Source organism: Bradyrhizobium guangdongense (assembly GCF_004114975.1).
GTDB classification, from domain to species: Bacteria; Pseudomonadota; Alphaproteobacteria; order Rhizobiales; family Xanthobacteraceae; genus Bradyrhizobium; species Bradyrhizobium guangdongense.
On the sequence record NZ_CP030051.1, the window covers coordinates 2538322 to 2563115 of the forward strand.

Genomic DNA, 24794 nt, shown 5'->3' on the forward strand with positions numbered 1-24794 from the left:
GCGTCAACCGAACGGATGACGCGTCCTTTTCGATTGTTCTGTATTGTCTTTGTGGGGCTGGTGAAGACCGGATCGGACGAAGGATCTTAGCGAAGCGATTTCCTTAAAATTGAAAGGGGGCAATATGGCTCCTCCAGTCCATTTTGCACAAAATAGTGGCTCCACAGCCAAGCCGGACAGCCGAACAGCCGGATCGGGCGCAGCAGGCGTGCTTGTCATGGCCGCGGCTGGAATTATCGTCGCGGTGATGCTCATTGTCGAGAGCACGGCAAGCCCCGCGCAGCGAGACCAGCTCTTTCAAGCAACGCACGTCTTCCCCTAAGCAGTGGCTCAAGACCGCCTTCGTGCGCAATTCAGAGCACAAGTGCAGTCGTGTACCTTCGGAGATGAACGATGAGAGCTTTGGGCTTTGCGAGTCAAACGAGGGCACGCCTTTCCTTCTCTTCTCGCGGTCATGGCGGCATTGGAATTCTCGGCCGAATGCTGGAAGCACTGCATCACTCCCGCGAGCAGCAAGCCCGACGTTTTCTAAAGGACTACCGCCTCCTCCTTGAGGAGCAGCAATCTCCTCGAGACGAGGCTCCGACAACTTTTGGAGGCAAATCATGCGTCTAAATGACGTGTCGCGGGTCGGATCGAAACAACCGAACCGTGGCGTATCAAAGGCCGCAATTCCGGTCATTCTAGCGGTGTTCTTCATCCTGCATTTCATGGCGATTCTGAGCCTGCAGCAGTCAGGTACCGTGAAGAACGACATCGAAGAACAGGCTCTCGGACAATCGCGAGATTAGTGTTCCAATACAGGTTCGTATGATGGTCGGTCCGGAATCTGTTTTGTTGCTGAGCTTGGCCGTCTTCTCCGGGGCTTTCGTCTCGGGAGTCGCAGGCTTCGCCTTCTCCGCCGTTGCAGGCGCGATCTTGCTGCATATCCTGCAGCCGATGGAAGCGGTGCCGCTGATGATGGCGTGCAGCGTCGGCGTGCAGGCGGCAAATCTTTGGGCGCTCCGCCAGGAGATCCGTTGGATCGAAAGTCTCATTCTTACAATCGGCGGACTGCTCGGGCTTCCATTGGCGTTGTGGGCTCTCCGCAACACGGACGCCCGGACGTTTCAACAAATCTTCGGCGCGGTCATCGCAGCCTATGCCGCCTGGATGCTGTTCAGGCCGAGCAACCCTTACGTCCACCAAATGAATCGGGTCAGCAACGCGCTGATTGGCTTCGGGGGTGGTTTGATCGGCGGATTGACAGCGATGCCCGGGGCGCTGCCGACAATCTGGTGCGACCTACATGGCCTTACCAAGAAGCAGCAGCGCGGGCTCGTTCAGCCCTTCATCGCAGTCATGCAAATTGTGGCGCTCTGTATCATGCTGGCCCGTCACGACCTATCACCGAAACTCTTTATCGAAATCGGCTTGAGCATTCCCGCCCTGGCTGCCGGGTCCGCTCTTGGCCTTCTGGTGTTCCGGTCGATCAATGAGGTCGCCTTCAGACGACTGATCCTGGGCGTTCTGTTGATTTCTGGTGCCATGCTTGTTGCCTGAGAGGTCGCCATGCTGGAGCAGATCGCCCGTGTCCTATTTTGGCTCGGCCTCGGCGAGATCCTGACTAAGATGCTCTCGCTGCCCGTTCCGAGCGCCGTGCTCGGTCTCGCTCTCCTGTACGCCGAGCTTTCGGTAAGGGGCGAAGTCCCTCCTGAGCTGGAAAAGCTTGCTGACAAATTGCTCCAGCTTCTCGGACTGCTCTTCGTTCCGGCCGGGGTTGGGGTCATCGCCCACCTGGATGTGTTCCGAGGCGAGGCGCTGCCGATATTGGCGGCCGTGATCGGCGGAACGGCAGTCACCATCTGCACAACGGCCCTGGTGGTGAACCACGTTGCGAGGAGCCGTCGGCGCAATCGCCCGGGCCGGTTCGATGCACCGACGGAAGCAAGGTCACGTGTCCGGTCTTGAGCATCTCGCGCCATCCTCCCTGCGCACTCTGGCTGAGCAGCCGCTGCTCGCCACAGGCGGGACGGTGCTCATTTACCTGGTGGGCAGTCGTATCTCTCGCGCGAGCGGCCACCATCCAATCCTGAATCTCACGCTGCTCGCGATCGTGATCGTTGCGTGCTGCCTCGACGCCATCGGCATTCCCTACGAAACCTACCTGAGGGCAGCGGATCACATTCACTTCATGCTGGGTCCTGCTGTCGTTCTGCTGTCTGTGCCCCTGTTTCGACAACGCGCCACGATCTGCGGCTCTGCCCCTCTGATTGCGTTGGCGCTGACGATAGGCCTGCCGATCGGAATCATAAGTGGGGCGGGTATTGCCTGGGCGCTGGGAGCTAGTCCGCGCGTCGTTCTATCTCTCGCTCCAAAGTCGGTGACCAGTGGCATAGCCCTCGGAATATCCGAGCAGATTGGCGGGGTGCCAGGCTTGACGGTGGTGGTCGTCATCATGACCGGTATCACGGGCGCGGTTCTCGGTCCGATCATCACGCGCCTGGCTAAGATAGAGGATGCTCGCATCGTCGGACTAGCCATGGGCATCGCCTCGCACGGCATCGGCACGGCGCGTGCGCTCCAGATCGGTGAGACAGCCGGCGCATTTTCGGGACTTGGAATGGCGCTGAACGGTGTGCTCACATCTGTTCTGCTGCCGGTCATCATATATTTTATATGATGTTATCTGATGCTGATCGCCGTCCCTCGACGCGAGAAGCTGCGGTCTGCTCGTGCTGATTGTGGGCTGCGTTCGCCGCTTAGGCGTTTCGCGAGGATCTCGCATGCAGCTCCATGCTGCAGATCTTGCGAGAGACTGTGATAGGATAGCATTGGCCGGCGCGAGACGAGCGAGATCTCTGATGGCAACATCTAGCGATGAGTATCTGGAAACCGCCATCTCACCCGGTCATGCGCGGACGCGCCGGGCTATCACCCGGATCGCGCAGGCCGATACTGCCGCAATACACTACTGGTCAGCCACCCGACTCGCGCGAGCGATCCGACAAAAGCAGATCGGCTGCGCCGAGTTGCTGGCGGCGTTTCTGTCCCGAATCGAAAAGCACAATCCGCGCCTCACCGCGATCGTCGACCTCGATCTCGCGGGTGCCCGCAAACAAGCCGAGGCGGCAGATGCCGCTTTGGCGCGCGACAGCGCCGTCGGCCCCTTGCACGGCATCCCTATGACGGTGAAGGATTCCGTTGACGTGGCCGGGCTCGCCTCTACCTGGGGCTTCGGCGAGCTGAAGAACAATCGTCCCGCAAAGAGCGCGCAGGTTGTTGAGGCTTTAACCGAAGCGGGCGCGATCGTCTTCGGCAAGACGAACGTTCCGCTCGGATTATTGAGCTGGGAGACCTTTAACGATGTCTTCGGCACCACCAATAATCCCTGGGATGTGACGTGTTCTCCCGGAGGATCGTCCGGCGGTGCGGCAGCCGCCCTTGCAGCCGGGCTTTCGGCGCTTGAATTGGGCAGCGACAGCGCGGGATCATCGCGCGGCCCAGCGCATTACTGCGGCATCTATGCCCATAAGCCAACATACGGTGTCGTTTCGATCGAGGGACAGTCGCTTCCGGGGGTCGGATCCGTACCCGACATCATGGTTCTTGGACCCATGGCCCGCAGCGCCGAAGATCTCGCGGTCGCGCTTGACGTGATGGCCGGGCCGGACGAAGCCAAAGCCGCAGCTTGGCGGGTCACGTTGCCGCGATCGCGCCTGACCAAGCTTTCGGAGTTCAAGGTCGCCATCATGAGCGAGCATGACGGTTACGACGTTGACCGCGAGGTGCAGGCGCGCCTCGATGAATTGGGCGGATTTCTGTCGCGACGCGGAGCACACGTCAGTTCGCAAGCGCGCCCCGAAATCGATTTCGACGCCGCCCACCGGCTTTGCCTCAATCTAATCTGCGCCTCGGCTGCAGGAGCAATACCGGAGCCTTATTGGACGCAGCTGACGCGCATGGCGCGGCTGACGGCCGCACGAGTTGACTCCGAGCTCACGAGCGTGATCCGAGGCTACACACAATCCCATCGCGAGTGGATCAGAAACGATCAAGTGCGACGGCAGCTCCAGACGACATGGGGCTCATTCTTTCGGGACTACGACGTTCTGCTGACGCCGGTTGCCGCAACTGCCGCATTACCCCACGATCAGAGCAGTCGAATTGATCGGTTCCGCAAGATCGTGGTGAATGGCAAGCGCGTGCCGGCAACTGACCAATGGTTCTGGGCGGGATTGCCTGCGGCCGCCTATCTGCCGGCAACCATCGCGCCGATCGGGTTTACCTCAGCCGGTCTCCCCGTTGGCGTACAGATCATCGGTCCGCAATATTCCGATCATACGTGTCTATCGTTCGCACACCTGCTCGAGCAGGAATATCATTCTTTCGTACCGCCTCCGGGCTGGAATTGAATGCGCAACACGAATTTCGTGTAGTTCTATATTGATGTCAGTCATTTGACCGGAGCATCATGTTTCGGGCTGAATTCAGTGATGAAGCGAGATTCTCGCAGCTCGTGGGCGCGATCTACGATTGCGCGCTGGCGCCGCAGAGGTGGCGGGACACTCTGGCGAGCCTTGCTTCCCTTTTGCGCAGCGCCGGGAGCTCCGTCATCATCAATGAGAGCCACGATACGAAGGCCGGTCACATATTCGAGCATGGCGTCGACCAGAAGTACTTGCGCCTTTTCTTTGAGCGTCACGCGGCAGAAGACTTGCGCGATCCGGTTCAGCAGAGGGCCGTCCTCGGCATTCCAAAAACATTGAAGCTGCTGTGCAGCGAGCAGCCAACGGCCAGGGAGTTTTTCGAGAACTACCTGGGTTCGCAAGGTCTGGGCGACTCGATTGCCGTTCAGATCCTTCACTCCGGACGTCGGATTGGGTGGCTTTCGACGGCTCGCACAGGCGTTCAACCAGTATTTGGCCGGCACGAGCGAGCCCTGATGCAGCTGCTGTCGCCGCATTTGTGTCAAGCGCTTGCGCTTTCAGATGCACTCGATTTGGCCACTCTGACGGCGTCCAATCTCGAAAGGACCATTGATGCCCTGGCCGCGGGCCTATTTTTCACTGATGGAGGAGGGCGGGTGGTCCATCTAAACCAATCTGCGCAGCGGCTCCTTGAGAACGGAGACGGCGTTCGACTTGTTGGGAGTCGGCTGGTCATAACGGATCGCGCCGCGAACGCCCTCCTCGCGAGAGCATTGACTGCGCACGACTATAAAGAAGTTGCGCCGGTTGCCGTGGGTACAATCCTAGCGATACCTGAAGGTGCCAGCCATGGCTATCTGGCGAGCGTGCTGCCGCTCGATGGGGGCATACGGCGCGACTTGATGGCTCCTTTTCGTGCGAAAGCCTGCATCTTCATGCAGGGCGGCGCGACCGTCAGGTGAGGCTCTTGCGCAGCTTTATGGACTGACCGATGCTGAACTAAGGGTTCTGCTCGGACTGATGCCAGGGTTGAGCCTCAAGGAAGTTGGTAAGGCGCTTGGCCTAGGCGAGCCCACCGTGAAAACTCACCTGCAGCGTATCTTCCTAAAGACAGGTATGAGCCGACAGTCCGAGCTAGTTCGCCTTTTAATGGCTCACACTCCTCCGTTGCGCTCAAGCCGATAGCAGACAGTTCCTAAAGCGGAATTCGGTAAAGCGGGGACTCAACTTAGGACGGGATGCTTGTCCGACTAAGACTGTCGATCGGCGCGGCGTTTGCCGCGTCGCCGTCGGAAAGAAATTCAAGTCGTCTATCAGGCGAAGAAGAGGGGCACGTTGGCGTCCGCCGTGAAGAAAGCGGAGAAGAAGGTTGGCACTAACCGGAAGAAGATCGAGCGCAGAGTTCGGGCGCAAGGAAGAACAGGAAGTTCGGATACCGCCGATAGGGCCGGGAAGCGTCCCTGGCGCGCAATCGGGGGCGTTTCGGTTTTTCAACATTGACCTTGACCCGTCGGGCAAAACACCGGCAGAATGGCATTGTGGGAAAGGAGGAGCTGGCCCGCGCCGAGCGATCGGCGGGTTCTTTGTTGGGGACCGGCGACCAGAATGTTGCCTGGATGCACGATCGCGGGGTCGTCACGCCTGTGGTGCCGCTCTAACGGATGGGAAAAGCAAGGAGATCGGAACGGTTAAACGAGGGTCGGCTTCGCGAGGACGGTGGAATGCTTCGATGCAGACTCGCGATCTGAGTTGAGCCGTGTTGCGAGCGCAGTCGTGGCAGGAGAGCGCGAGCTTGCAGAACTGGAGTGGGTAGTTCTCGATTTCGCGCCTGCGCGATCCAACGCCGTTAAAGGCTCCTCTGACTCGTGCAGTCGTGAGGTGACAAAAATCGCACTTTTTGGTTGAACTCGTTGGCTCACGGCAACGGTCAAACGCCAAACACGCATCTATGTAGAACTTGTGAACGCATCTTACATGGAACGCTCGTGACCCTTAGCGGTCGCGCTCGCTAGATCAGAGCAAGCTGCGCTTACGTCTGATCAGTTCCTCTGCTTTGCAGTCTGCCAATGCCTAGATATTCCAGGCATGTTTCATCAGTCACCAAATTGCTGTCTGAGACACGGTCCTGGGCCCTAATCAACGGATCCTATGGCCAGATCTGAAGGGGTCAGCGGCAATCTCGTCGTTCCTTCTACTTCGCCAAGGGCGGTTTGGAGAAGGTTGTAAAAGGATCATCCAGCCATGAAGATGCCGGACGACAAAATCAGGGTCATCGTTGCCAAGATGCTGGCGGAGCAGCAGAGGCTTCAGCATGACAGCGTCGATGCGATCGTGCTGAAGACGGTGGGGTCGGTGCTCGCTTCATTTGGCATCGAGGATGATGACCGAAAGGAGCTGAGGGCAGATTTCCAGCACTTGCGGCGGTGGCGAACGACCCTGGCGCAGGCGCAGAGTTACACCCTCAAGATCGTGATCACAATAATTGCCACCGGCCTGATGGGGGCCGTTTGGCTGGGCGTGAAGGTGTTGCTGGGTAAGTGAGAGCCCGCCGTAGCGTCAAATTTACCGTTCCTTTCCTATGAATGGCTCCATGGCGGAATTCCTGTGGTCGATACGCGTCCGACAAAGACGCTCTGGAGACCTTGGCTGATCTATTTCGGCTAACCTTCTTCGATGATGCAGCGATGTCGCAGTTCGAGCTCGGGGCCTGGTGGCTCGCTTATCATGCCGACGACGGGGTCCGTCGGTGTCGTGCCGTCCAACCAAGTTCGGAATACGCTACTTCGCCAGCGTAGGAGCCATGCAGCGGCATCGGGCAAGGGATTTTCAGCTCCAGGTTAGCGAAGCTTGCTTCATTGACTGGAGATTTCCGCGTTGCGGAAGGTGCTTTTTCGCGCCTTGCAGGTGTCGGCCTCGTGCCTCCGAAATCCAGTAAGGACCCGGCAGCTTGGCCGCTGCCGGGTTCGGAAGCGCTCTGATTGAACCACTTGCGAAGTTGGCTGCGTACGGCTTTAAGTTTGCTTACAGCGAATTCGGCGAGCACAAGCCGATGTAAGGGAGCACCAGGGATGTCCACCAAGCCTCAATTGCCGGAGCGGCCGTCGCGGGCGGCGGGAGGGCCAACCGCACTTGACGGTCTCTTGGTGATTGATTTCACGCGCGTTGTGGCGGGACCCGCCTGCACCCAGACGCTCGCTGATTTTGGCGCGCGCGTCATCAAGATCGAAAACCCCGATGGCGGCGACGATACCCGTGCCTATGAACATGCCGAGATAGGCGGGGAAAGCGCGGCCTATCTCAGCTTGAACCGCAACAAAAGCGGCATCGCGCTCGATCTCGCGGTTCCGGAGGCGCGCGAGATCGCCTTGGATCTGATCCGTAAGGCTGACGTGGTCGTCGAAAACTTTTCCAGCGGGGTCATGAAGAAGTTCGGACTCGATTACGAGGCCGTGGCGCCGCTCAACGCGCGGCTGGTTTATTGCTCTATCTCCGCATACGGGCGCACTGGACCGTTCGCCTCGCGCCCGGGCTTTGATCCCATCACGCAGGCCGAAAGCGGCTTCATGTCGCTCAACGGCTTCGCCGATGGTCCGGCGGTTCGTACGGGGCCGCCAATTGTCGACATGGCGACCGGAATGTCGGCCTGCAATGCCATCCTGCTGGCGCTGCTGGCGCGGGATCGGCTCGGTCGCGGACAGCATGTCGAAGTCGCGCTGTTCGACGTTGCCATGGGGATGACTGGCTTCTATGGCATGGCCTATTTGATCAACGGCGAGAACCCCGGGCGATTCGGCAACTCGCCGAGCGGCTCTCCCACCGTGGGTGTCTATGAGGCGTCCGACGGTCCGCTTTACATGGCTTGCGCCAATGACCGGTTGTATCGACGGCTGGCGGTCGAGGTGCTGAACCGTCCTGATCTCATCACCGATCCGAAATTTGCAACGCGAAAGGCGCGGTCGGAGAACAAGGAGCTCCTGCGTGCGGCTATCGCCGAGGTGTTCGCGAGCGACACTCTCGAGAACTGGATGACGAAGATGAAGCTGGCCAATATCCCGGTCGGTTACCTCCGAACCGTCGAAGAGGGCTTCAATGCGCCCGAAGCCCGCGAACGCGCGCGTCTGAGCCGGATCCCGCATCGCACGGCGCAGTGGGTACCGAACATCGAGCCACCGATCACCATGAGTCTGACCGCGACCGTTGATCCCATGGCCGCGCCGCTATTGGGAGAGCATACAGAACGCGTCATGCGCGAGACTCTTGGTTACGACGACAAGCGGATCGCGGCCTTGGCCGAAAAAGGCGCATTTGGGCCGGGCAAGACCCCCAGGACGGACTGAGCGCCGCTCCAGCTTGATTTGGCAAGGTTCCCGCCGCATAAATACACGAGAGCGAGGGACGCGAATGGCGCTTGGTGAACAGTCGAGCAGGGGGCAATCGGCGGGACCAGTCGCCGACGATCCAGCCTATGCGGCGATGATCGCCAAAACCCGATCTATCGTGCCGCAATTACGGGAGCGGGCGGCTCGCACCGAGGAATTGCGGCACCTGCCACCGGAGACCGAGCGGGATCTGCATGAGGCCGGGCTGTTCCGAATGCTTCAGCCGAAACGCATCGGCGGCGCCGAGCTCGATTACGTCGCTCTGGTCGATTGCGCCGAACTGCTGGGACGAGCCGACGCGTCGGTGGCGTGGAATCTTGCCAATCTGGCAAGCCATCACTGGATGCTCGGCATGTTTGAGCCGAGTGCACAGGATGCGGTCTGGGGCCGAGATCCGGACGTGCTGATTGCATCATCTTTCATTTTTCCGGCGGGCCGCGCCAGCAAGGTGGAGGGTGGATACCGGCTACACGGAAGCTGGCCATTTTCGTCGGGCGTCGGCTCCTGTGCGTGGAATATGCTCGCGAGCGTCGTCTCCTCCGATGATGAGGCTGACGGTATCGAGTACCGCATCTTCCTGTTGCCGAAAGCCGACTACAAGATTCTCGATACCTGGAACGTCGCGGGACTTCGCGGCACGGGGTCATCGGATGTCGAGGTCAGGGATGCCTTCGTGCCCGAGCATATGACTGTCGCGGTCGGGGAACTTGCAGGTGGCGCGACGCCCGGCAGCAAGGTCAACCCCAATCCTCTGTATGCTCTGCCCGTGTTCTCGTTGTTTCCTTATGTTCTCTCCGGCGTCGCGCTCGGAAATGCGCAGGCATGCCTGAACGATTATGTGGAGGTCGTCCGACACCGCATATCGACGTACAATCGCGCCAAGCTCAGTGATTTCCAAAGCACGCAAATCAAGATCGCTGAGGCCTCTGCCAAGATCGATGCTGCGCGCCTGATCATGCGCTCGGCCTGCATCGCGGCGATGGAGGACGCCCGGCGCGGCCACACACCCGACATGGCGACCAAGACCAGATATCGACGCGACGGAGCATTTTCGGTCAATCTGTGCACGGATGCCGTCTCGATGCTATTTGCGGCGAGCGGAGCGCGAGGTCTGTTTACCACAGGCGTCCTGCAGCGGCAGTTCCGCGATGCGCACGCGATCAATTCCCACCTCGCATTCAATTTCGATGCGGCCGGAACCAATTATGGACGCGTGGCGCTCGGCCTGCCGTCCGAGAATCTCACGCTGTGAGGCCGGCCGATGAATGACCTGCCAAAGCAGCCCGCTGCTCTTGATCCAGCCAATGAGTTCGCGAGCGACAGTTCGCAAATCGACCCGCGTGATTTTCGCAATGCACTCGGCACCTACGGCACGGGTGTAACGATCATCACAGCTGCGGCTGTTGATGGAAAGCCGTATGGCATCACTTGCAATTCGTTTGCGTCCGTCTCGTTGAATCCGCCCCTGGTTCTCTGGAGCCTCGGAGTCTATTCATCTAGCCTGACCGTGTTTCAGAACGCCAGCCATTTCACCGTCCACGTGCTGGGCACCTCACAACAGACGCTTGCAAACAAGTTTGCAAAGTCATCCGATGACAAGTTTGCGGGTGTGGACTGGACGCCTGGCCTCGGCAACGCGCCGGTTCTCACCGAGAGCGTAGCGAATTTTCAGTGCCGATCGGTCAATCGCTATTATGGTGGCGATCATGTGATCTTTCTCGGTGCGGTCGAGGCCTATGCCTATAGTGCAAAAGAGCCTCTGCTGTTTGCGCGAGGGACGTATGGCCGCTTTCTGGCCGACGACGCGCGCACGAAGTAGCCGTAGGGACAATTCGAGTGCGCTCGTCAGTTCAGCGATCGGAGGCGGAGAGCTTGTAGATCTCCAACGCGTCCGCGTCTGCGCCGCGCGCGGCCTTGGCCAACCTGAAGATCTGGCCCGCGAGCGTTGCCATGGGCACGGGCGTCGACGTCGCCCGGGCCACGTCGGCAACCGTATCGAGGTCCTTGAGCATCGTCGCGATATGGCCGAGGGGCGGGGAGTGGATGCCCTGGACCATGCGCGGGACGAAGAGCTGAAGCGGGATCGAATCCGCAAAGCCCCCGGCGAGCGCCTCGGGCAGCCGGCTCGCGTCAATACCTGCATTCGAGGCAAGGCGCGTCGCCTCAGCAAGCACGGCCATTGCGCACCCAACGATCACCTGGTTGCAGAGCTTTGTGGTTTGACCCGCGCCAGTTGGACCCATGTGCGTAAACCGGCGCGCCATGGCCAGCACATAAGGCCGGGCCCTCTCGATGTCAGCAGCTTCTCCGCCCGCCATGATGGCCAAGGTGCCTTCTTCGGCGCCCTTGGTGCCGCCGGACACAGGCGCATCGATCCAGCTTGCGCCGTTCGCAGCTTTCAAACGTCCCGCAAGCTCGCGCGCGGCGTCGGGGTGGATCGACGAGAAATCGACTACGAGCTTGCTCGCGCCGGGAGCTGCCGCAAGGCCTTCGGGCCCGAACAACACTTCTTCGACGGCGGCGGCATCTGTCACGCACATGAAAACGATGTCTGAGCTCGTCAACAGGTCGCACGCCGTAGCCGCGCGCTTGGCGCCGGCGTCGACGAGCGGGGCGACCTTGCTCTCCGAGCGGTTCCAGACGCTGACGTGATAACCTGCCTTGAGCAAGCGCCGGGTCATCGGCGTGCCCATCAGCCCCAGACCGAGGTAACCCAGCCTCTCGCCGCCTTGCGGGTTTGTCATGCTTGCATCAGCCATGGGTTGCCTCCTTCTGTCGCGGCGCAGCGCCGCGCGGCCGCTTCGCACCATACCTAACGCATCCCACCGCGATACTAGACCAGCTTGCATGGCTTGCCTGATTGTTTGAACCATGAAACATTTGGGCCGGTTCGGGTTGGTGGCGTCAGTCGGCGCCGGAACAACGGAGTGGGCATGATGCGGGCAGTTTCGGGCTGGATGCTGGCAATAGGGGCCATGGCGGCCATGGTCGTGGGCGCAGGCCCCTCGCGGGCGCAGCAGACCATCCGTGTGGGCTGGACTATCCCGGCCGAGGAATCCAAATACTGGATGATGCGCAGGCCGGCCGAATTTCCCGATATCGGCAAGACCTACAACATCGAATGGACTCAATTTCAGGGCACCGCGCCGATGACGCAGGCCTTGGCGGCCGGCGCCCTGGATTGCGCGACGCAGGCGCCGCTCTCGCTTGCCAACGGCGTGGTCGGCGGCAATCTCAAGGCCTACATTGTGGCGCAGCACGTCTTCGAGAAGCCGGGCGGCTTCTCCGTCTACTGGGCGGTGATGGATGACTCCCCAATCAAAACCATTGCCGATCTCAAGGGCAAGACCGTCGGCATTTCCGTGATCGGCGGCGGCACGCAAGGTCCCTTCAACCTGCTGCTGAAGCAGAACGGCGTCGATCCGGCGAAAGACATCAAGTTGGTTGAGGTCGGCTTTGCTGTCTCAGAGGATGCGCTGCGCCAGGGCCGAGTCGATGCGGTCAACATGAACCAGCCCTTTGCGGCTCGGGCGGAAGCCAAGGGCGGCACGCGCAAATTGTTCTCGCTGTCGCAGGCCATGCCGAACATCGTGCACATTCTGGAAGCCTGCCGCGCCGATTTCGTCGACAAGAATCCTGAGCTGGTCAAGGCCTATGTCCGTGACATCACGTCGGGCATGAAGAAGGCGTTGGCGAACCGTGAAGAGACGCTGAAGGTGGTCAATGAAGTACTGAAAGCACCCATTCCCGTGCTCGACACCTACCTGCTCAAGGACAATGATTTCGGCCGCGATCCCGGTGCTGCCCCGAATTTCCCGGCAATCCAGAAGATGCTCGACATCTATGCGGAGACGGGGATGCTGCCGAAGCTGGATGTCGCGCAGTTCAAACATCCGACGATCGTCGCGCCTCTGCAATAGGCGATCGGGCAGCTCGAAGGATCAATGGGGCGGCATGTCTCGCAGGGTGCGGGACATGGCATGAAGATGATAAAGGCATGAAGAAGTTGCGATCACGGATAACGACTGACGGCCTGGACCGGGCCCCGCACCGTGCCTTCATGCGTGCCATGGGTCTGGATGATGCGGCCATCGCCAAGCCGATGGTGGGTATTGTCAGCATGAAGGGCGAACAGACGCCCTGCAACATGACCCATGACTTCCAGGTGGCCGCGGCCAAGACCGGAATCGAGGAGGCCGGCGGCACGCCGCGCGAATTCTCGACGATCTCGGTCTCCGACGGCATCAGCATGAATCACGAGGGGATGAAGTTCTCCCTGTTCTCGCGTGAGCTGATCGCCGACTCCATCGAAGCCGTCGTTCACGGCCTCGCCTATGATGCCTTGATCGGATACGGCGGGTGCGACAAGACGCTTCCGGGCGTGATGATGGGCATGGTTCGTTGTAACGTGCCCTCGATTTTCATCTACGGCGGAAGTTCGCTGCCTGGCCGCGTCGACGGGCGGACGCTGACGGTGCTCGACTCCTACGAGGCTGTCGGCAGCTTCATGACGGGAGAGATCGATGCCGCGACACTCGAGCGGATCGAGCGCGCCTGCCTGCCGACCATCGGCGCCTGCGCCGGTCAGTTCACGGCGAACACGATGGGGATGGTGTCGGAGGCGATGGGCCTCACCATTCCCAACGTGTCCATGGTGCCCGGCGTTTACGCTGAGCGCGCGCAGATATCGCGGCGCGCCGGACGGCTGATCATGGAGATGCTGACGCGTGGCGGACCGCTGCCACGCGATGTCGTGACGCGAAAATCATTGGAAAATGGTGCGGCGATTGTGGCTGCGACCGGCGGCTCGACAAACGCGGCGCTGCACCTGCCGGCGATTGCCAACGAGGCGGGCATTGCATTCACGATCGACGATGTCGGCGAGGTCTTCGCCCGGACACCGTTGATCGGTAACTTGCGGCCCGGAGGGAAGTACACGGCGAAAGACGTCTATGATATTGGCGGCGCGGCTGTCGTGATCAGAGAGCTGATCAAGAGCGGGCATATCGACGGCAGCTGCCTCACGATCACGGGCCGTACGCTTGCGGAAGAATACGGCGCTGCCAATGCTCCCGATGGTGAGGTCGTCTACGCTGCCTCTACGCCGATCATGGCTGACGGTGGTGTTGCGGTGCTGAAGGGAAATCTTTGTCCCGACGGGGCGGTCATCAAGGTTGCTGGGCTGAAGAGCCAGCTCTTCGAGGGCGTGGCCCGGGTGTTCGAGGACGAGGAGGCCTGCGTCGCGGCTGTTCGCGACCGCAGCTACAAGGCCGGCGAAGTCTTGGTGATCCGCAATGAAGGGCCCGTTGGCGGCCCAGGCATGCGCGAGATGCTCGGCGTCACCGCGCTGATCTACGGCCAAGGAATGGGTGAGAAGGTCGCCCTTATTACCGATGGGCGGTTCTCGGGTGCCACGCGCGGCATGTGCATTGGCTATGTTTCTCCCGAGGCGTTCGTCGGCGGTCCACTGGCCCTCGTCCGCGATGGCGACAGGATCCGGGTCGATGCCGCCGGCCGCCGCATGGATCTGCAGGTCAACGAGCAGGAACTCGCCGCACGCCGCCGCGCTTGGAAGCAGCGCCCGCCGCGGCATCGAGCCGGCGCGTTGGCGAAATATGCGCGTCTGGTCGGTCAAGCACCTGGCGGAGCTGTCACGCACGAGGGGCCCGCGGAGTGGCCGTGGTTTGATTGAGGCACCGTGCGCGTGCGAAGATGACGAAGTGATTGGCAAGTTTCTTGCTAACATCGTAGCTCTGAGAGAGGACGTTCAGCTGAGCCGTTCCAAGACATTTAGCCGTAGGTGACGCGGGAGACGGGATGAAGGTAGTGCCTTCGAGATCGAGTGAATGGGTGAGACCGGTGACATCACAAAGGCCGGCTTCTACGATCATCGATATCGATCGCGTTTCGCAGGTCTTCCAGACCTCGACGCGCAAGGACCACTTGGCCCTGTCAGATATCTCCCTGACGATCGAGGAGGGCGCGTTCGTCTCCATCCTCGGCCCGTCTGGCTGTGGCAAGTCGACGCTTCTTTACATCGTCGGGGGATTTGTCAGCCCAACCAGCGGCACGGCGAAGATAAAAGGACAGCCGATCACGGGGCCGGGCCCAGATCGCGGGCCGGTGTTCCAGGAGTTTGCGCTGTTTCCATGGAAGACCGTGCTGGGCAATGTGATGTATGGGCCTCGCCAGCAAGGCGTGCGAGCAACGCAAGCAGAAGCGCAGAGCCGCATGCTGATCGAGATGGTCGGCCTCAAAGGCTACGAGAATTTCTATCCGAAGGAACTGTCCGGCGGTATGAAGCAGCGCGTCGCGCTGGCCCGGACGCTCGCCTATCATCCCGAAGTCCTGCTGATGGACGAACCGTTCGGGGCGCTCGATGCTCATACCCGGACGCGTCTTCAGAACGATCTCTTGAATATCTGGGAGCGTGACCGCAAGACGGTGCTGTTCGTCACCCACTCAGTTGATGAAGCCGTCTTCCTTTCGGACAAGGTCGTCATGATGTCGACATCCCCCGGTCGCATCCGGGAAGTTATCGATATCGATCTGCCGCGACCGCGGCGCCGCAACGAGTTGTTGCTGGACCCGCGATACCAGAAGTACGTCGTCGACATCGAACGCATGTTCGATGAGAGCGACGAAGTCGAGTCGCCGTCTTGATCTCGCGAGCTGCTATGACCAGACGTGCTGCGCCGGTGCTGGCTTGCATCGGCTTACTGGCAGTGTGGCAGATCGCGTCCCTCGCGCTCAAGAGCGATAGTTTCCCAACTGCGCTTGAAGCGATCCGGACGATCCCGGATATCCTTAGCGACAAGGAATCCCTGATCAATATCCTGGCCTCGCTCCGCCGCATGGCGATCGGGTTCGGCATCGCGGTACTGGTTTCGATTCCGCTCGGCCTGTTGATGGGCCGCAGCCAGGCTGTCGCGGCCTTCTTCAACCCGTTGCTGATGGTAATCTACCCGGTGCCGAAGGCGGCGTTGATGCCGATTATCATGCTGTGGCTCGGTGTCGGCGATATCACCAAGACGCTGGTGATCTTCCTCGGCGTGAGCCTCCCCGTGATTTACCACAGCTTTGAGGGGGCCAAGGCCGTCGAGGAGAAGATGGTGTGGTCGGGCGCGGCGATGGGGCTTTCGCCCTTGCAGCGCCTGATACGGATCGTATTGCCTGCCGCGCTTCCGGAAATCATGACCGGGTGCCGCACCGGGCTGGTGTTGGCACTGATTACGATGATCACGAGCGAGATGATTGCGCGCCAGTCGGGCGCGGGGAATATTCTGTTCAACGCACTGGATATGGGCCAGTACGACACGGTCTACGCCATGATCATCATTGTCGGTGCAATGGGCATTTGCCTGGATGCGGCGTTCGAGGGCATTCGTGCAAGGCTCGTGCGCTGGTCTGAGCCGCAGTTCGACATGCCGCTGAGCTTTTCATGATGCGGCGTCTTCTCTCAGCAAACGTCATGTTTGGGCTGGCACCGATCGTATTGGTGATCGCGCTGTGGCAGGGCCTCGTCTCGTTCGGCTTCGCGCCAGTCGTCCTGCTGCCGCCGCCGGGCGTTGTCTTCGGCCGGCTGCTTCAGCAACTTATGACGTGGACCTTCCAGCAGGAAATCGCGGCGACGCTGATCCGGCTGTTTGCGGGCTTCGCGATTGCGGTCGTGCTTGGCGTCAGTCTCGGCATCGCGGCCGCGGCCAGCCCTGCGATCAATGCCGTAGTTCGGCCGATCGTACGGGTGCTGGCGCCATTGCCGAAGGTCGCCCTCTATCCGGCGTTGCTGCTGTTGCTTGGCTTTGGCCATGGATCGAAGATCACTCTGGTAAGCGCGGATGCGCTTTTTCCCATCCTGCTCTCTACCTATTACGGAGCTTCGATGGTGGAGCAGAAGCTGATCTGGTCGGCCATGGCGGCCGGAACGCCGCGGTATGATGTTCTGTTCAAGGTCGTCTTGCCTGCAGCGATGCCGTCGATCCTGACCGGATGTCGCATCGGCCTTGTCATTTCCTGCATCGTGGTGTTTCTGGCGGAAATGATTACGTCGACGGACGGCTTGGGCCATGCGCTCGTAACGGCGGCCCGCACTTTCCAGGCTGTCGACATGTTCGTGCCGCTGATTACGATCTCGCTGCTGGGCTTGGTCCTGAATGCCTCGCTAGGCGCCGTGCGATCGTACCTCCTGCGGGGCTTCCCTGAGGCTTGAACGAACCAACCAAGAAACCATAAGACCGGGAGTGAACCATGCTGGCTGATCGCATCGAGGCAAAATGGATTGACGCGTTTTGCGAAATCTTTGAGCGATGTGCCGTCAAGGCCGGCGATACTGCGGCGATCCTTTCGGAGACCCAGTCGCGCGCGCTCAACGTACATCTGGCGGAGCTCGCGCTGCTCCGCATGGGCGCCCGGCCGTTCCACGTCATCATGCCGACGCCACGCAATCGCAATATCGTCCCGGTTCGCTCGACGGGGGCCAGCGAAGCGATACAAAAGCTCGGTCCGGTGATCAGCGCGCTTCAGCAGGCCGGGTTCGTGGTGGATTGCACCATCGAGGGTCTGATGCATGCGGTGGAGACACCCGAGATCCTGAAGGCCGGCGCGCGCATCCTTGTAATCTCCAACGAGCATCCCGAGGCGTTGGAACGGATGGTGCCGGATCCGGCGCTGGAAAAGCGCGTGCGCGCCGCGGCAAAGATGCTACGCGGCACCAAGCGAATGCGGGTCACTTCTAAGGCCGGCACAGCGCTGGATGTGGATATGGTCGGGGCTTCGACGGTGGGTGTGTGGGGCTGGACCGACAAGCCGGGTACGCTGGCCCATTGGCCGGGTGGCATCGTCGTCAGCTTTCCGAAAAGCGGAACGATCAACGGCACGCTGGTGATGGCACCGGGCGATATTAATCTCACCTTCAAGCGCTACCTGACCTCACCGGTGAAGATGACCCTGAAGGACGATTACGTCATCGAGTTGGAGGGCGAGGGCACGGATGCGGCGATGATGCGCGCTTATTTGGCCGCCTGGGGCGACCGCGAGGCTTATGCCGTGTCGCATGTCGGCTTCGGCATGAATCCGGGTGCCCGCTATGAGGCGCTGTCGATGTATGACCAGCGCGACACCAACGGCACTGAAATCCGCGCCGTTTCCGGCAACTTCCTGTTCTCGACCGGCGCCAATGAATTCGCGGGCCGCTACACTGCGGGCCATTTCGACCTGCCGATGATGGGAACGACAATCGAGCTCGATGGCGTCGCGGTGGTACGGGAAGGTGTCCTCCAGGACGTCTTCGGTTAGCTGCGGTCGATGACGGGCGGGCGAGCGAGGCCGAAGTGGCGAAGCAGGTCAACCATGGCTTGAAGCCGTTTGGCGCGATAGGCGTCGACGTCCATGCCTGAGTAGTCGAGGAAGCCTGCGCCTGTGCGCAAGCCGATCCGGCCTTCGTGCATGTTGCGAGAAATGACCTCCGGTGCACGATAGCGGTCGCTGCCCAATGCGTCCTCGAGATAGCGGCTGGCGTAGTACAGAATATCCCCGCCGCCCCAATCGATGAACTCGAGTAGCCCGAGCACGGCATAGCGGAACCCGAATCCGTAGCGGATCGCTTTGTCGATCTCTTCCGCGCTGGCGACGCCTTCCTCGACCATGCGCGCGGCCTCATTCATGGCGAGAGCCTGGATACGCGGAACAATGAAGCCGGGCGTCGCTGCGCAGACCACCGGCACTTTGCCGATGCCTTCGAGCAGGGCCTTCACCTCATCGATGATGGCTGGATCTGTGGCCTTGCCGGGTGACACCTCCACCAGCGGGATCAGATAGGCCGGGTTGAGCCAGTGCACGTTGAGGAAGCGACGAGGGTTCACGATGACCCCGGAGAGATCGTCGACGAGGATGGTCGACGTGGTCGATGCAATGATCGTATCTAGGCCGACCTGTCGTGAAGCGGTCGCCAGCACCTCGCGCTTGAGCTCGACGATCTCAGGAACGCCCTCGAACACCATTCCGGCTTCGGATAGCGCGACGTCGCTCTGGCGCGCCGGCAGCACCGAAACCCGCGCAGCGAGCGGTTCGACCTCTGCCTCGGTCAGCAGCCCCAACTTCGAGAGGCTAGTAAACGTCTTTCTGACTTCACCGAGCGCGTCCGCCTCCAGTCTGGCGAAATCATCCTCCGTGCGCGCTTTGACGTCAATCATTGTGACCTGATGCCCGGCATAAGCGAATGCGACAGCGATGCCGCGGCCCATCCGGCCGGCTCCGAGGCAGGCAATGGAGGCGCGTCGGGCCATCGGTCAGAATCCTTCTCGAAGGAGAGTCTGCAGCTCGGCCTTGTGTAGCTTGCCAAGTCCCAAGGTCTCCAACGTGCGGCCGCCTTGTGCAAAGTTCTCGCCGCAGATTGCGCCACCGATGGCTAGGAACGCCTTGGCGAGCGGCGTGGCCACGCCCGCCAGGCTGGCGACGGACACCAGCAGCGACAGCCCGAGCCGCAGATCCTCGCGCATGTAGCGGTGCTCGGTCAGCACGATCCGCTCGCGCCAGTCCCCGGAATCCGTCAGGCGATCATGCGAACCGCGGCCGTACATCCAGATCTCGCCTTCCTTGGCGTAGTGATGAGCGAGCGGAAAATGCGGCGCGCCATATCCAAGCGCCTCGCGCACTGCGATCCGCTCTGCGTCCAGTGCATCCGTCACCCGCCGGATCGCGGCCTGCGTTCCCTCCTTGTGGATGTCCCATCGCTCGAAATGCTCGATCGGACCCGCGTTCATCACGATCAGCGGTGGATGGATGATAGGGCCCGCATTCATCAGCGCGCCGGATAGCGCGTCACCGCAGGGCTCGATCGCATCGGGGAAGGCGCGTCCGATCACCTCCAGTGCGTAGGGGGCCTGGTGGAGCGGGAAGACGCCGACGGGCAGGCGCTTGGCGCGGATGGTAATCGCGACCTCGAATGGGCCATGCTTGCGGGTCAGCCATGGCAGTGTGCCGGTTTCAGCGAAACTCGCTTCGGCCGGATTGCCGACATCGCGCACAGCTTGCGCGAAGATCATCGAGCCGAATGTGGCGGGCGGCAGAAACACGACTTGGCCGTCTCGCAGGTGAGGGGCAAGCAGGCGGGCGATATCCGGCTGAGCAAAGGCAGGAGCGGGACACAGGACCAATTCGACTCCGCTTACGGCTTCGGCGATGTCGGTGGTTACGACCGCCAGCTGGACGTCGTGACGCCCCGTGTGGTCCTTCACAACGATCCGCGAGCCGGCGGCCCGGTGTGCCTCGACCTGCTCTGTGTCGCGGCGCCAGAGCCTGATCTCATGCCCCGACAGCGCAAAATCGCCGGCGGCCGCAAAAGAGCCGTTTCCCCCACCTAGAACCGCGATCTTCAAGATGCTTCTCCTTGCGCGCGCGATTGCGCATCAAGCTGCTTGAGCAGGAAGTGCTGAACCTTGCCCAGCGCGGTGCGCGGCAGATCAGCGACGAAAACAATGTCGCGTGGAACCTTATAGCGGGCGAGCTGGGCTTGAAGGTGCAATCTCAGCTCCTCTGCTCCGAGGCGGCAGCCGGTTCGTGGAATGACATAGGCGATGGGCACTTCGTCCCAACGAGGGTCTGGCCTTCCGATTACGGCGCACTCGCTGACATCTGGATGTTCCAGCAGGACACGCTCAACCTCGGCGGGGTAGACGTTCTCGCCGCCGGAAATGATCATGTTCTTCTTGCGATCGCGAACCCAGAAATAGCCGTCGGGGTCACACAGCCCGATATCCCCCGTGCGATACCAGCCGTCGTGTAGCGCCTCGCGCGTTGCGTCCGCGTTGCCCCAATATTCGAAGAATACGTTGGGACCACGTACCGCTATTTCGCCGGGGGTACCTGCCGGCACGTCACTGCCGGCCTGATCGATCACCCTGGCTTCGCAGCACAGGCCGGCGAGTCCGGTCGATCCCGCGCGCGACAAGTCACCGCCCAGACGCGTGTAGACCGCGATCGGGCAGGTTTCGGTCGAGCCGTAAACCTGGAGCACGGGCACGCCGCGCGCGACGAAGCGGTCGATCAGGTGCGGCGGCACAATGGTGGAGCCGGTGGCGACGGCTTTCAGTGACGACAGATCAGTCGCTGCCCAGGCGGGGTGCTCGCTGACGGCTTGGATGATTGCTGGCACCATCACCGTCAAGCTCGGCCGTTCCCGTTCGATCGCGGCGAGCGCTGTATCGGGCGCAAAACGGGCATGAATAGTGACGGTGGCGCCAAGCTGAAGCGCCGCGGTCGTCTGGATGTTGAGCCCGCCGACATGGAAGAACGGCAGCACCGTCAGCACGTGATCGTCGGACGTCATGTTGTGCATGTGCTGGCTCATGACGCCGTTCCAGAACAGCGCCTCCTGACGCAGCACCGCGCCTTTTGGCCGACCGGTCGTGCCTGACGTGTAAACGATGAGCAACGGGCAGGAGAGATCGGTGTGCGGGTTGCGTCCACTGCCTTCGTTGCGCATCAGAAGACGTTCGAACGGTATGCCCTCCGGTGGCGCAAAATCGAAGCCGACGACGGCAGTGCCCCGCGAGAGTTCGGGAAGAACGCCCTCAAAGGCCTGCTCGAGCACAAGCACCTTGGCGCCCGCATCGGTGAGGATGAAGAGTTGCTCGGCGATCGCCAGCCGCCAGTTCAGGGGTACCAGCATCGCGCCAAGCCGTGCGCAGGCATAGAGCAGGACCAAATAGTCCGGCCGGTTCAGGCTCAGGATTGCGACGCGGTCACCGCGACCGACACCAAACTCCTGCTTTAGGGCTGTGGCAGTCCGCTCGATGCGCTCGGCAAACGCGGCATAGCTCAGCCGTTCGCTTTCGAAGGCAATGGCTGTTTTGGTCGGCGAAAACGCCGCGTTGCGATCGATCAGACTACAGAGATCCACCGTCAATCATCCGTTTCGCCGGCCTCATACAGCGCCTCGCGACCGATTCGGTCGAGGCAGAGCTCAGCCGTCCAGGGCAGCATCAGCGAGCCGCAGCGGCTGTCGCGATAAATGCGCTCCAGCGGCAGCGAACGGAGCATCGCTTGTCCGCCGCAGGTACGGATCGCGAGCGCGGCGAGCTCATTGGCGCCTTCCATTACCGAGTATTGCGCGGCATAGGCGCGCAGCACCTGCTCCTTGCTCGGATTGGCACGCGCCTCGGTGACGGCCTGGAACCAGATCGCCTTGATCTGCTCGAGCTTGATCTGCATCTGCGCGACCGCGATCTGCTTGGTCGGGTACATCCGGCGCTTGACCGGCGGCATGCCCGGCACCTCGCCTCGCAGATAACGCACCGTAAAGTCGTAAGCGGCTTGCGCGAGGCCCATATAGGTTGGTGACAGGGTCAGGAACATGTGTGGCCAGCGCATTGCGGCCTGGAAATAGACCCCGCGCGGCATCAGCGCGGAATCCTCAGGTACAAACACGTCCTTGAACAATAGCGTTCGCGAGACCGTTCCGCGCATGCCGAGCGGATCCCAATCGCCGACGACGGAAACGCCTTGCGACTTGGCCGATATTGCGAGGTAGAGCGTATTGCGACGTGAGGCCTTTTCGCCTTCCTCGATCTCCGTACAGAGCACGCCGTAATAGTCCGCATGGCCCGACAGCGATGCAAAGATCTTCTTGCCGTTGACGATCCAGCCGCCATCGACAGGCTTTGCCTCCGTGCCGAAGGCAACGCCGCCAGCCGCTGCCGCGCCGCCCTCAGAAAAGGGTTGAGAGTAGATGGCGCCATCTTCGACGATGCGCTTGTAATGGATCGCACGCCGCCGCTCATGCTCGGCGCGGGTCTCTGCGTCCATATCGAGGTCATCAGCCAGGGGCCCGGACCACAGCGTCGAACAGACATGCATGTTCCATGTCAGCGCGGTCGCGCCGCAATAGCGGCCAATCTCCGCGGCAGCCAGTGCGTAAGTCTGATAATCGGCGCCCAGCCCGCCGTGTTTCTTGGGGACGGCGATGCCGAGCAGGCCGGCGCGATGCAGGTCGCGAAAGTTCTCAGTCGGGAACGCGGCCTCGCGATCGTAGGCGGCGGCGCGGCCGGCGAAGACGCTCTGGCCGATCTCACGCGCCCGCGCAACGATGGCGGCTTGCTCCTCGCTCAGGCGGAAGGCCACGGGATCGAAGATCGGCGCATCCAGCGCGACCTTGTCGGTTGTGCCGATGGTCTTGCTGACTTGCATGGTCATGACGCAGTCACCCCTGTTTTGTGGCAATGGAATCGACGAAGCTGCTGAGCGCTTTGTCGAAGGCATCTGGTCGTTCAAGGTTGGCGAGATGGCCGACGCCGGGCAGTTCGGCATATTCGGCCGCGGGAATGTAGGTCGCCATCTTCGCCATCATCGGCGCGGGCGCATTGTTGTCCTTGGAACCGGACAGCAGCAGGGTCGGTACGGTAATCTCCTTGAGCGTGCTGCGCTGATCGAACCCGATCAAGGCGAGCATCATGGCGCGATAGCTTGCTTCGGGCACGCTTGCCATGCACTCGCGCGCAAGCTCCATTCCCTTGGGATCGGGATCATCGCCGACGAGCTCCCTCACCAGAGAAGGCGCCAGCGACCTCATGGTCTCGCCGCGATTGAGCGGGCCCAGCCGTGCCTCAAGGAACGATTTCTGCCAGTCGCCATCGGCCTTGCCGAATGCCGGGCTGGTTTGCGCGAGGACAACGGCGCGGGCGAGTTTCGGCGATTGCGTCAGCCATTTCTGGACGATCATGCCCCCTATGGAATGGCCGACCAGAATGGGCTTAGCAGCGCCGATCTGATCAATGAATTGCTGGAGTGCACCAGCCAGGGCAGCGATACTGACGCTGGCGAGCGGGGCCGAGCCGCCATAGCCCGGCATGTCCCATGCGATCGCGTGAAAACGACCGCCAAATGTCGCAAGCTGCTGCCGCCAGGCCCTCGCCGCGCCGCCAATGCCATGCAGGAAAATCAGGGGCGTCGCGCCCGGATTGCCCGTGGCTTCATAAGCGAAACGTCCGTCCATTGTTATCATTGGCGCAGGCTGCGACACGCGACATCCTTTTGCTGGGCCGGCCGATGCTAACAGCCTTGAGGGGGATGGGAAGCGATAATTTTATGCTTAAAGCAATTTTCGGACCGGTCTCTCGCCAGATGGTTCGCGGCATCGGTCCGCGCTTTCGTTGCAAAAATTTGAAGGTTAAAATATATCGGAGAGACGGTCAGCAGATCTTGAGGAGCAAGCGCATGTCCGGATTGCCGCATTCGCCGCATGCGCTGGTGACCGGTGGGGGGCGCGGCATTGGCCGCGCGATCGCGGCCGCCCTTGTTGGCGCGGGCACCACGGTGACGGTGCTCGGCCGGAATGCGGCAACCCTCGACGAAGCGGTCAACGCAGGTGCCGCGCATTTTGCGGCAGTTGCTGATGTTTCAGACGAAATCTCTCTGAACGCAGCCCTCGCGCAAGCCCAGGCGCGGAAGCCGATCGACATCCTGATTGCCAACGCCGGCAGCGCCGAATCCGCGCCATTTGCGAAATCGGACAGTGCCCTTTTTGCGCGCATGATGGACGTCAATTTCCTGGGTGTTGTCCATGCCATTCGTGCCGTACTGCCGGGGATGAAGGATCGCCCCTATGGGCGCATCGTCGCCATTGCGTCAACGGCAGGCCTCAAGGGCTATGCGTATGTGAGTGCGTACGCGGCGGCGAAACACGCCGTAGTCGGTCTTGTGCGTTCGCTGGCGCTCGAAATGGCGGGGAGCAACGTTACTGTGAATGCGGTGTGCCCCGGCTTCACGGACACTGATCTGGTTGCCGGCAGTATCGACAACATCGTGAAGAAGACCGGACGAAGTCGGGAGCAGGCGATCGCCGAGCTCGCCAAGCACAATCCGCAGGGGCGCCTGATCACGCCGCGAGAGGTCGCCAATGCAGTCCTCTGGCTGTGCAGCGAGGACGCTGGAGCGATCACTGGACAGGCGATTGCGGTCGCCGGTGGCGAAATCTAGCGCGTTGCCCGGGCGTGGACCAAGGAAGCTAAGG

The 24794-nt window shown here is 61.3% G+C and carries 24 protein-coding genes; 18 read left to right on the forward strand and 6 right to left on the reverse strand.

Annotated elements, in window-relative coordinates; all coding sequences use genetic code 11:
* Positions 1-605 precede the first annotated feature (605 nt).
* From X265_RS12180 to X265_RS12235, 11 genes are all read left to right on the forward strand, one after another.
* Positions 606-791 (forward strand): hypothetical protein, encoded by a 186-nt coding sequence (locus X265_RS12180; protein WP_128965035.1) that lies wholly within the window; start codon positions 606-608, stop codon positions 789-791.
* Between the two features lie 22 nt (positions 792-813).
* Positions 814-1542 carry a sulfite exporter TauE/SafE family protein gene (locus X265_RS12185; protein WP_128969229.1) on the forward strand — a complete coding sequence of 243 codons (729 nt, stop codon included), beginning with the start codon at positions 814-816 and terminating at the stop codon, positions 1540-1542.
* A 9-nt stretch (positions 1543-1551) separates the two neighbouring features.
* Positions 1552-1950, forward strand: coding sequence for a CidA/LrgA family protein (locus X265_RS12190; RefSeq protein ID WP_128965036.1), 399 nt, complete (start codon positions 1552-1554; stop codon positions 1948-1950).
* Entirely contained in the window at positions 1937-2662 is a 726-nt protein-coding gene (locus X265_RS12195; protein ID WP_244659480.1) for an LrgB family protein, read from the forward strand. Before X265_RS12190 ends, X265_RS12195 begins: the two co-directional genes overlap by 14 nt.
* A gap of 181 nt (positions 2663-2843) precedes the next feature.
* The gene (locus tag X265_RS12200; RefSeq protein ID WP_164938537.1) at positions 2844-4394 is read left to right on the forward strand and encodes an amidase; all 1551 of its coding nucleotides are present in this window, start codon (positions 2844-2846) and stop codon (positions 4392-4394) included.
* Positions 4395-4453: 59 nt separating this feature from the next.
* Positions 4454-5371 (forward strand): hypothetical protein, encoded by a 918-nt coding sequence (locus tag X265_RS12205; RefSeq protein WP_128965039.1) that lies wholly within the window; start codon positions 4454-4456, stop codon positions 5369-5371.
* Between the two features lie 58 nt (positions 5372-5429).
* Positions 5430-5594, forward strand: coding sequence for a LuxR C-terminal-related transcriptional regulator (locus tag X265_RS42245; protein WP_128965040.1), 165 nt, complete (start codon positions 5430-5432; stop codon positions 5592-5594).
* 1056 nt (positions 5595-6650) lie between these two features.
* Entirely contained in the window at positions 6651-6950 is a 300-nt protein-coding gene (locus X265_RS12220) for a hypothetical protein (protein WP_128965041.1), read from the forward strand.
* 527 nt (positions 6951-7477) lie between these two features.
* Positions 7478-8746: a CaiB/BaiF CoA transferase family protein gene (locus X265_RS12225; protein ID WP_128965042.1), complete on the forward strand. Its 1269-nt coding sequence runs from the start codon at positions 7478-7480 to the stop codon at positions 8744-8746.
* A gap of 64 nt (positions 8747-8810) precedes the next feature.
* Positions 8811-10040 carry an acyl-CoA dehydrogenase family protein gene (locus tag X265_RS12230; RefSeq protein WP_128969230.1) on the forward strand — a complete coding sequence of 410 codons (1230 nt, stop codon included), beginning with the start codon at positions 8811-8813 and terminating at the stop codon, positions 10038-10040.
* Positions 10041-10049: 9 nt separating this feature from the next.
* Positions 10050-10607, forward strand: a complete 558-nt coding sequence (locus X265_RS12235; RefSeq protein WP_128965043.1) for a flavin reductase family protein — start codon at positions 10050-10052, stop codon at positions 10605-10607.
* A gap of 31 nt (positions 10608-10638) precedes the next feature.
* Here X265_RS12235 and X265_RS12240 read toward each other — a convergent pair whose 3' ends face one another.
* Positions 10639-11547: an NAD(P)-dependent oxidoreductase gene (locus tag X265_RS12240; protein WP_164938996.1), complete on the reverse strand. Its 909-nt coding sequence runs from the start codon at positions 11545-11547 to the stop codon at positions 10639-10641.
* A gap of 177 nt (positions 11548-11724) precedes the next feature.
* Between X265_RS12240 and X265_RS12245 the strand changes: the two genes are divergently transcribed.
* The 6 genes from X265_RS12245 to X265_RS12270 all read left to right on the forward strand — a co-directional run bounded on the left by X265_RS12245 (position 11725) and on the right by X265_RS12270 (position 18082).
* Entirely contained in the window at positions 11725-12708 is a 984-nt protein-coding gene (locus X265_RS12245; RefSeq protein ID WP_164938997.1) for an ABC transporter substrate-binding protein, read from the forward strand.
* Between the two features lie 77 nt (positions 12709-12785).
* Positions 12786-14480 carry a dihydroxy-acid dehydratase gene (gene ilvD / locus X265_RS12250; RefSeq protein ID WP_128965046.1) on the forward strand — a complete coding sequence of 565 codons (1695 nt, stop codon included), beginning with the start codon at positions 12786-12788 and terminating at the stop codon, positions 14478-14480.
* Positions 14481-14605: 125 nt separating this feature from the next.
* Positions 14606-15451: an ABC transporter ATP-binding protein gene (locus X265_RS12255; protein ID WP_128965047.1), complete on the forward strand. Its 846-nt coding sequence runs from the start codon at positions 14606-14608 to the stop codon at positions 15449-15451.
* Positions 15452-15465: 14 nt separating this feature from the next.
* Positions 15466-16233, forward strand: a complete 768-nt coding sequence (locus tag X265_RS12260; protein WP_128965048.1) for an ABC transporter permease — start codon at positions 15466-15468, stop codon at positions 16231-16233.
* On the forward strand, positions 16230-16997 hold the full coding sequence (locus tag X265_RS12265; RefSeq protein WP_128965049.1) for an ABC transporter permease: 768 nt from the start codon (positions 16230-16232) through the stop codon (positions 16995-16997). The genes X265_RS12260 and X265_RS12265 overlap by 4 nt, the downstream gene beginning before the upstream one ends.
* 38 nt (positions 16998-17035) lie before the next feature.
* Positions 17036-18082 carry a 2,5-dihydroxypyridine 5,6-dioxygenase NicX family protein gene (locus X265_RS12270; protein ID WP_128965050.1) on the forward strand — a complete coding sequence of 349 codons (1047 nt, stop codon included), beginning with the start codon at positions 17036-17038 and terminating at the stop codon, positions 18080-18082.
* Here X265_RS12270 and X265_RS12275 read toward each other — a convergent pair.
* Genes X265_RS12275 through X265_RS12295 form a run of 5 tightly spaced genes read right to left on the reverse strand, consistent with a single transcriptional unit; the run spans position 18079 to position 23804 of the window.
* Positions 18079-19071 (reverse strand): 3-hydroxybutyryl-CoA dehydrogenase, encoded by a 993-nt coding sequence (locus X265_RS12275; RefSeq protein ID WP_128965051.1) that lies wholly within the window; start codon positions 19069-19071, stop codon positions 18079-18081. The genes X265_RS12270 and X265_RS12275 overlap by 4 nt on opposite strands.
* Positions 19072-19074: 3 nt before the next feature.
* Positions 19075-20163 carry an NAD/NADP-dependent octopine/nopaline dehydrogenase family protein gene (locus X265_RS12280; protein WP_128965052.1) on the reverse strand — a complete coding sequence of 363 codons (1089 nt, stop codon included), beginning with the start codon at positions 20161-20163 and terminating at the stop codon, positions 19075-19077.
* Positions 20160-21686: a class I adenylate-forming enzyme family protein gene (locus X265_RS12285; RefSeq protein WP_128965053.1), complete on the reverse strand. Its 1527-nt coding sequence runs from the start codon at positions 21684-21686 to the stop codon at positions 20160-20162. Before X265_RS12285 ends, X265_RS12280 begins: the two co-directional genes overlap by 4 nt.
* 2 nt (positions 21687-21688) lie before the next feature.
* Positions 21689-22978 (reverse strand): acyl-CoA dehydrogenase family protein, encoded by a 1290-nt coding sequence (locus X265_RS12290; RefSeq protein WP_128965054.1) that lies wholly within the window; start codon positions 22976-22978, stop codon positions 21689-21691.
* 7 nt (positions 22979-22985) lie between these two features.
* The gene (locus tag X265_RS12295; RefSeq protein ID WP_128965055.1) at positions 22986-23804 is read right to left on the reverse strand and encodes an alpha/beta fold hydrolase; all 819 of its coding nucleotides are present in this window, start codon (positions 23802-23804) and stop codon (positions 22986-22988) included.
* Positions 23805-23998: 194 nt separating this feature from the next.
* Between X265_RS12295 and X265_RS12300 the strand changes: the two genes are divergently transcribed.
* Positions 23999-24760: an SDR family NAD(P)-dependent oxidoreductase gene (locus X265_RS12300; RefSeq protein ID WP_128965056.1), complete on the forward strand. Its 762-nt coding sequence runs from the start codon at positions 23999-24001 to the stop codon at positions 24758-24760.
* Positions 24761-24794: the final 34 nt, after the last annotated feature.

Coding starts and splice junctions, on each gene's coding strand:
- X265_RS12180 (WP_128965035.1), top strand. CDS start 606: ATGCGTCTAAATGACGTGTCGCGGGTCGGATCGAAACAACCGAACCGT.
- X265_RS12185 (WP_128969229.1), top strand. CDS start 814: ATGGTCGGTCCGGAATCTGTTTTGTTGCTGAGCTTGGCCGTCTTCTCC.
- X265_RS12190 (WP_128965036.1), top strand. CDS start 1,552: ATGCTGGAGCAGATCGCCCGTGTCCTATTTTGGCTCGGCCTCGGCGAG.
- X265_RS12200 (WP_164938537.1), top strand. CDS start 2,844: ATGGCAACATCTAGCGATGAGTATCTGGAAACCGCCATCTCACCCGGT.
- X265_RS12205 (WP_128965039.1), top strand. CDS start 4,454: ATGTTTCGGGCTGAATTCAGTGATGAAGCGAGATTCTCGCAGCTCGTG.
- X265_RS42245 (WP_128965040.1), top strand. CDS start 5,430: ATGCCAGGGTTGAGCCTCAAGGAAGTTGGTAAGGCGCTTGGCCTAGGC.
- X265_RS12220 (WP_128965041.1), top strand. CDS start 6,651: ATGAAGATGCCGGACGACAAAATCAGGGTCATCGTTGCCAAGATGCTG.
- X265_RS12225 (WP_128965042.1), top strand. CDS start 7,478: ATGTCCACCAAGCCTCAATTGCCGGAGCGGCCGTCGCGGGCGGCGGGA.
- X265_RS12230 (WP_128969230.1), top strand. CDS start 8,811: ATGGCGCTTGGTGAACAGTCGAGCAGGGGGCAATCGGCGGGACCAGTC.
- X265_RS12235 (WP_128965043.1), top strand. CDS start 10,050: ATGAATGACCTGCCAAAGCAGCCCGCTGCTCTTGATCCAGCCAATGAG.
- X265_RS12240 (WP_164938996.1), bottom strand. CDS start 11,547: ATGGCTGATGCAAGCATGACAAACCCGCAAGGCGGCGAGAGGCTGGGT.
- X265_RS12245 (WP_164938997.1), top strand. CDS start 11,725: ATGCGGGCAGTTTCGGGCTGGATGCTGGCAATAGGGGCCATGGCGGCC.
- ilvD (WP_128965046.1), top strand. CDS start 12,786: ATGAAGAAGTTGCGATCACGGATAACGACTGACGGCCTGGACCGGGCC.
- X265_RS12255 (WP_128965047.1), top strand. CDS start 14,606: ATGAAGGTAGTGCCTTCGAGATCGAGTGAATGGGTGAGACCGGTGACA.
- X265_RS12260 (WP_128965048.1), top strand. CDS start 15,466: ATGACCAGACGTGCTGCGCCGGTGCTGGCTTGCATCGGCTTACTGGCA.
- X265_RS12265 (WP_128965049.1), top strand. CDS start 16,230: ATGATGCGGCGTCTTCTCTCAGCAAACGTCATGTTTGGGCTGGCACCG.
- X265_RS12270 (WP_128965050.1), top strand. CDS start 17,036: ATGCTGGCTGATCGCATCGAGGCAAAATGGATTGACGCGTTTTGCGAA.
- X265_RS12275 (WP_128965051.1), bottom strand. CDS start 19,071: ATGGCCCGACGCGCCTCCATTGCCTGCCTCGGAGCCGGCCGGATGGGC.
- X265_RS12290 (WP_128965054.1), bottom strand. CDS start 22,978: ATGACCATGCAAGTCAGCAAGACCATCGGCACAACCGACAAGGTCGCG.
- X265_RS12300 (WP_128965056.1), top strand. CDS start 23,999: ATGTCCGGATTGCCGCATTCGCCGCATGCGCTGGTGACCGGTGGGGGG.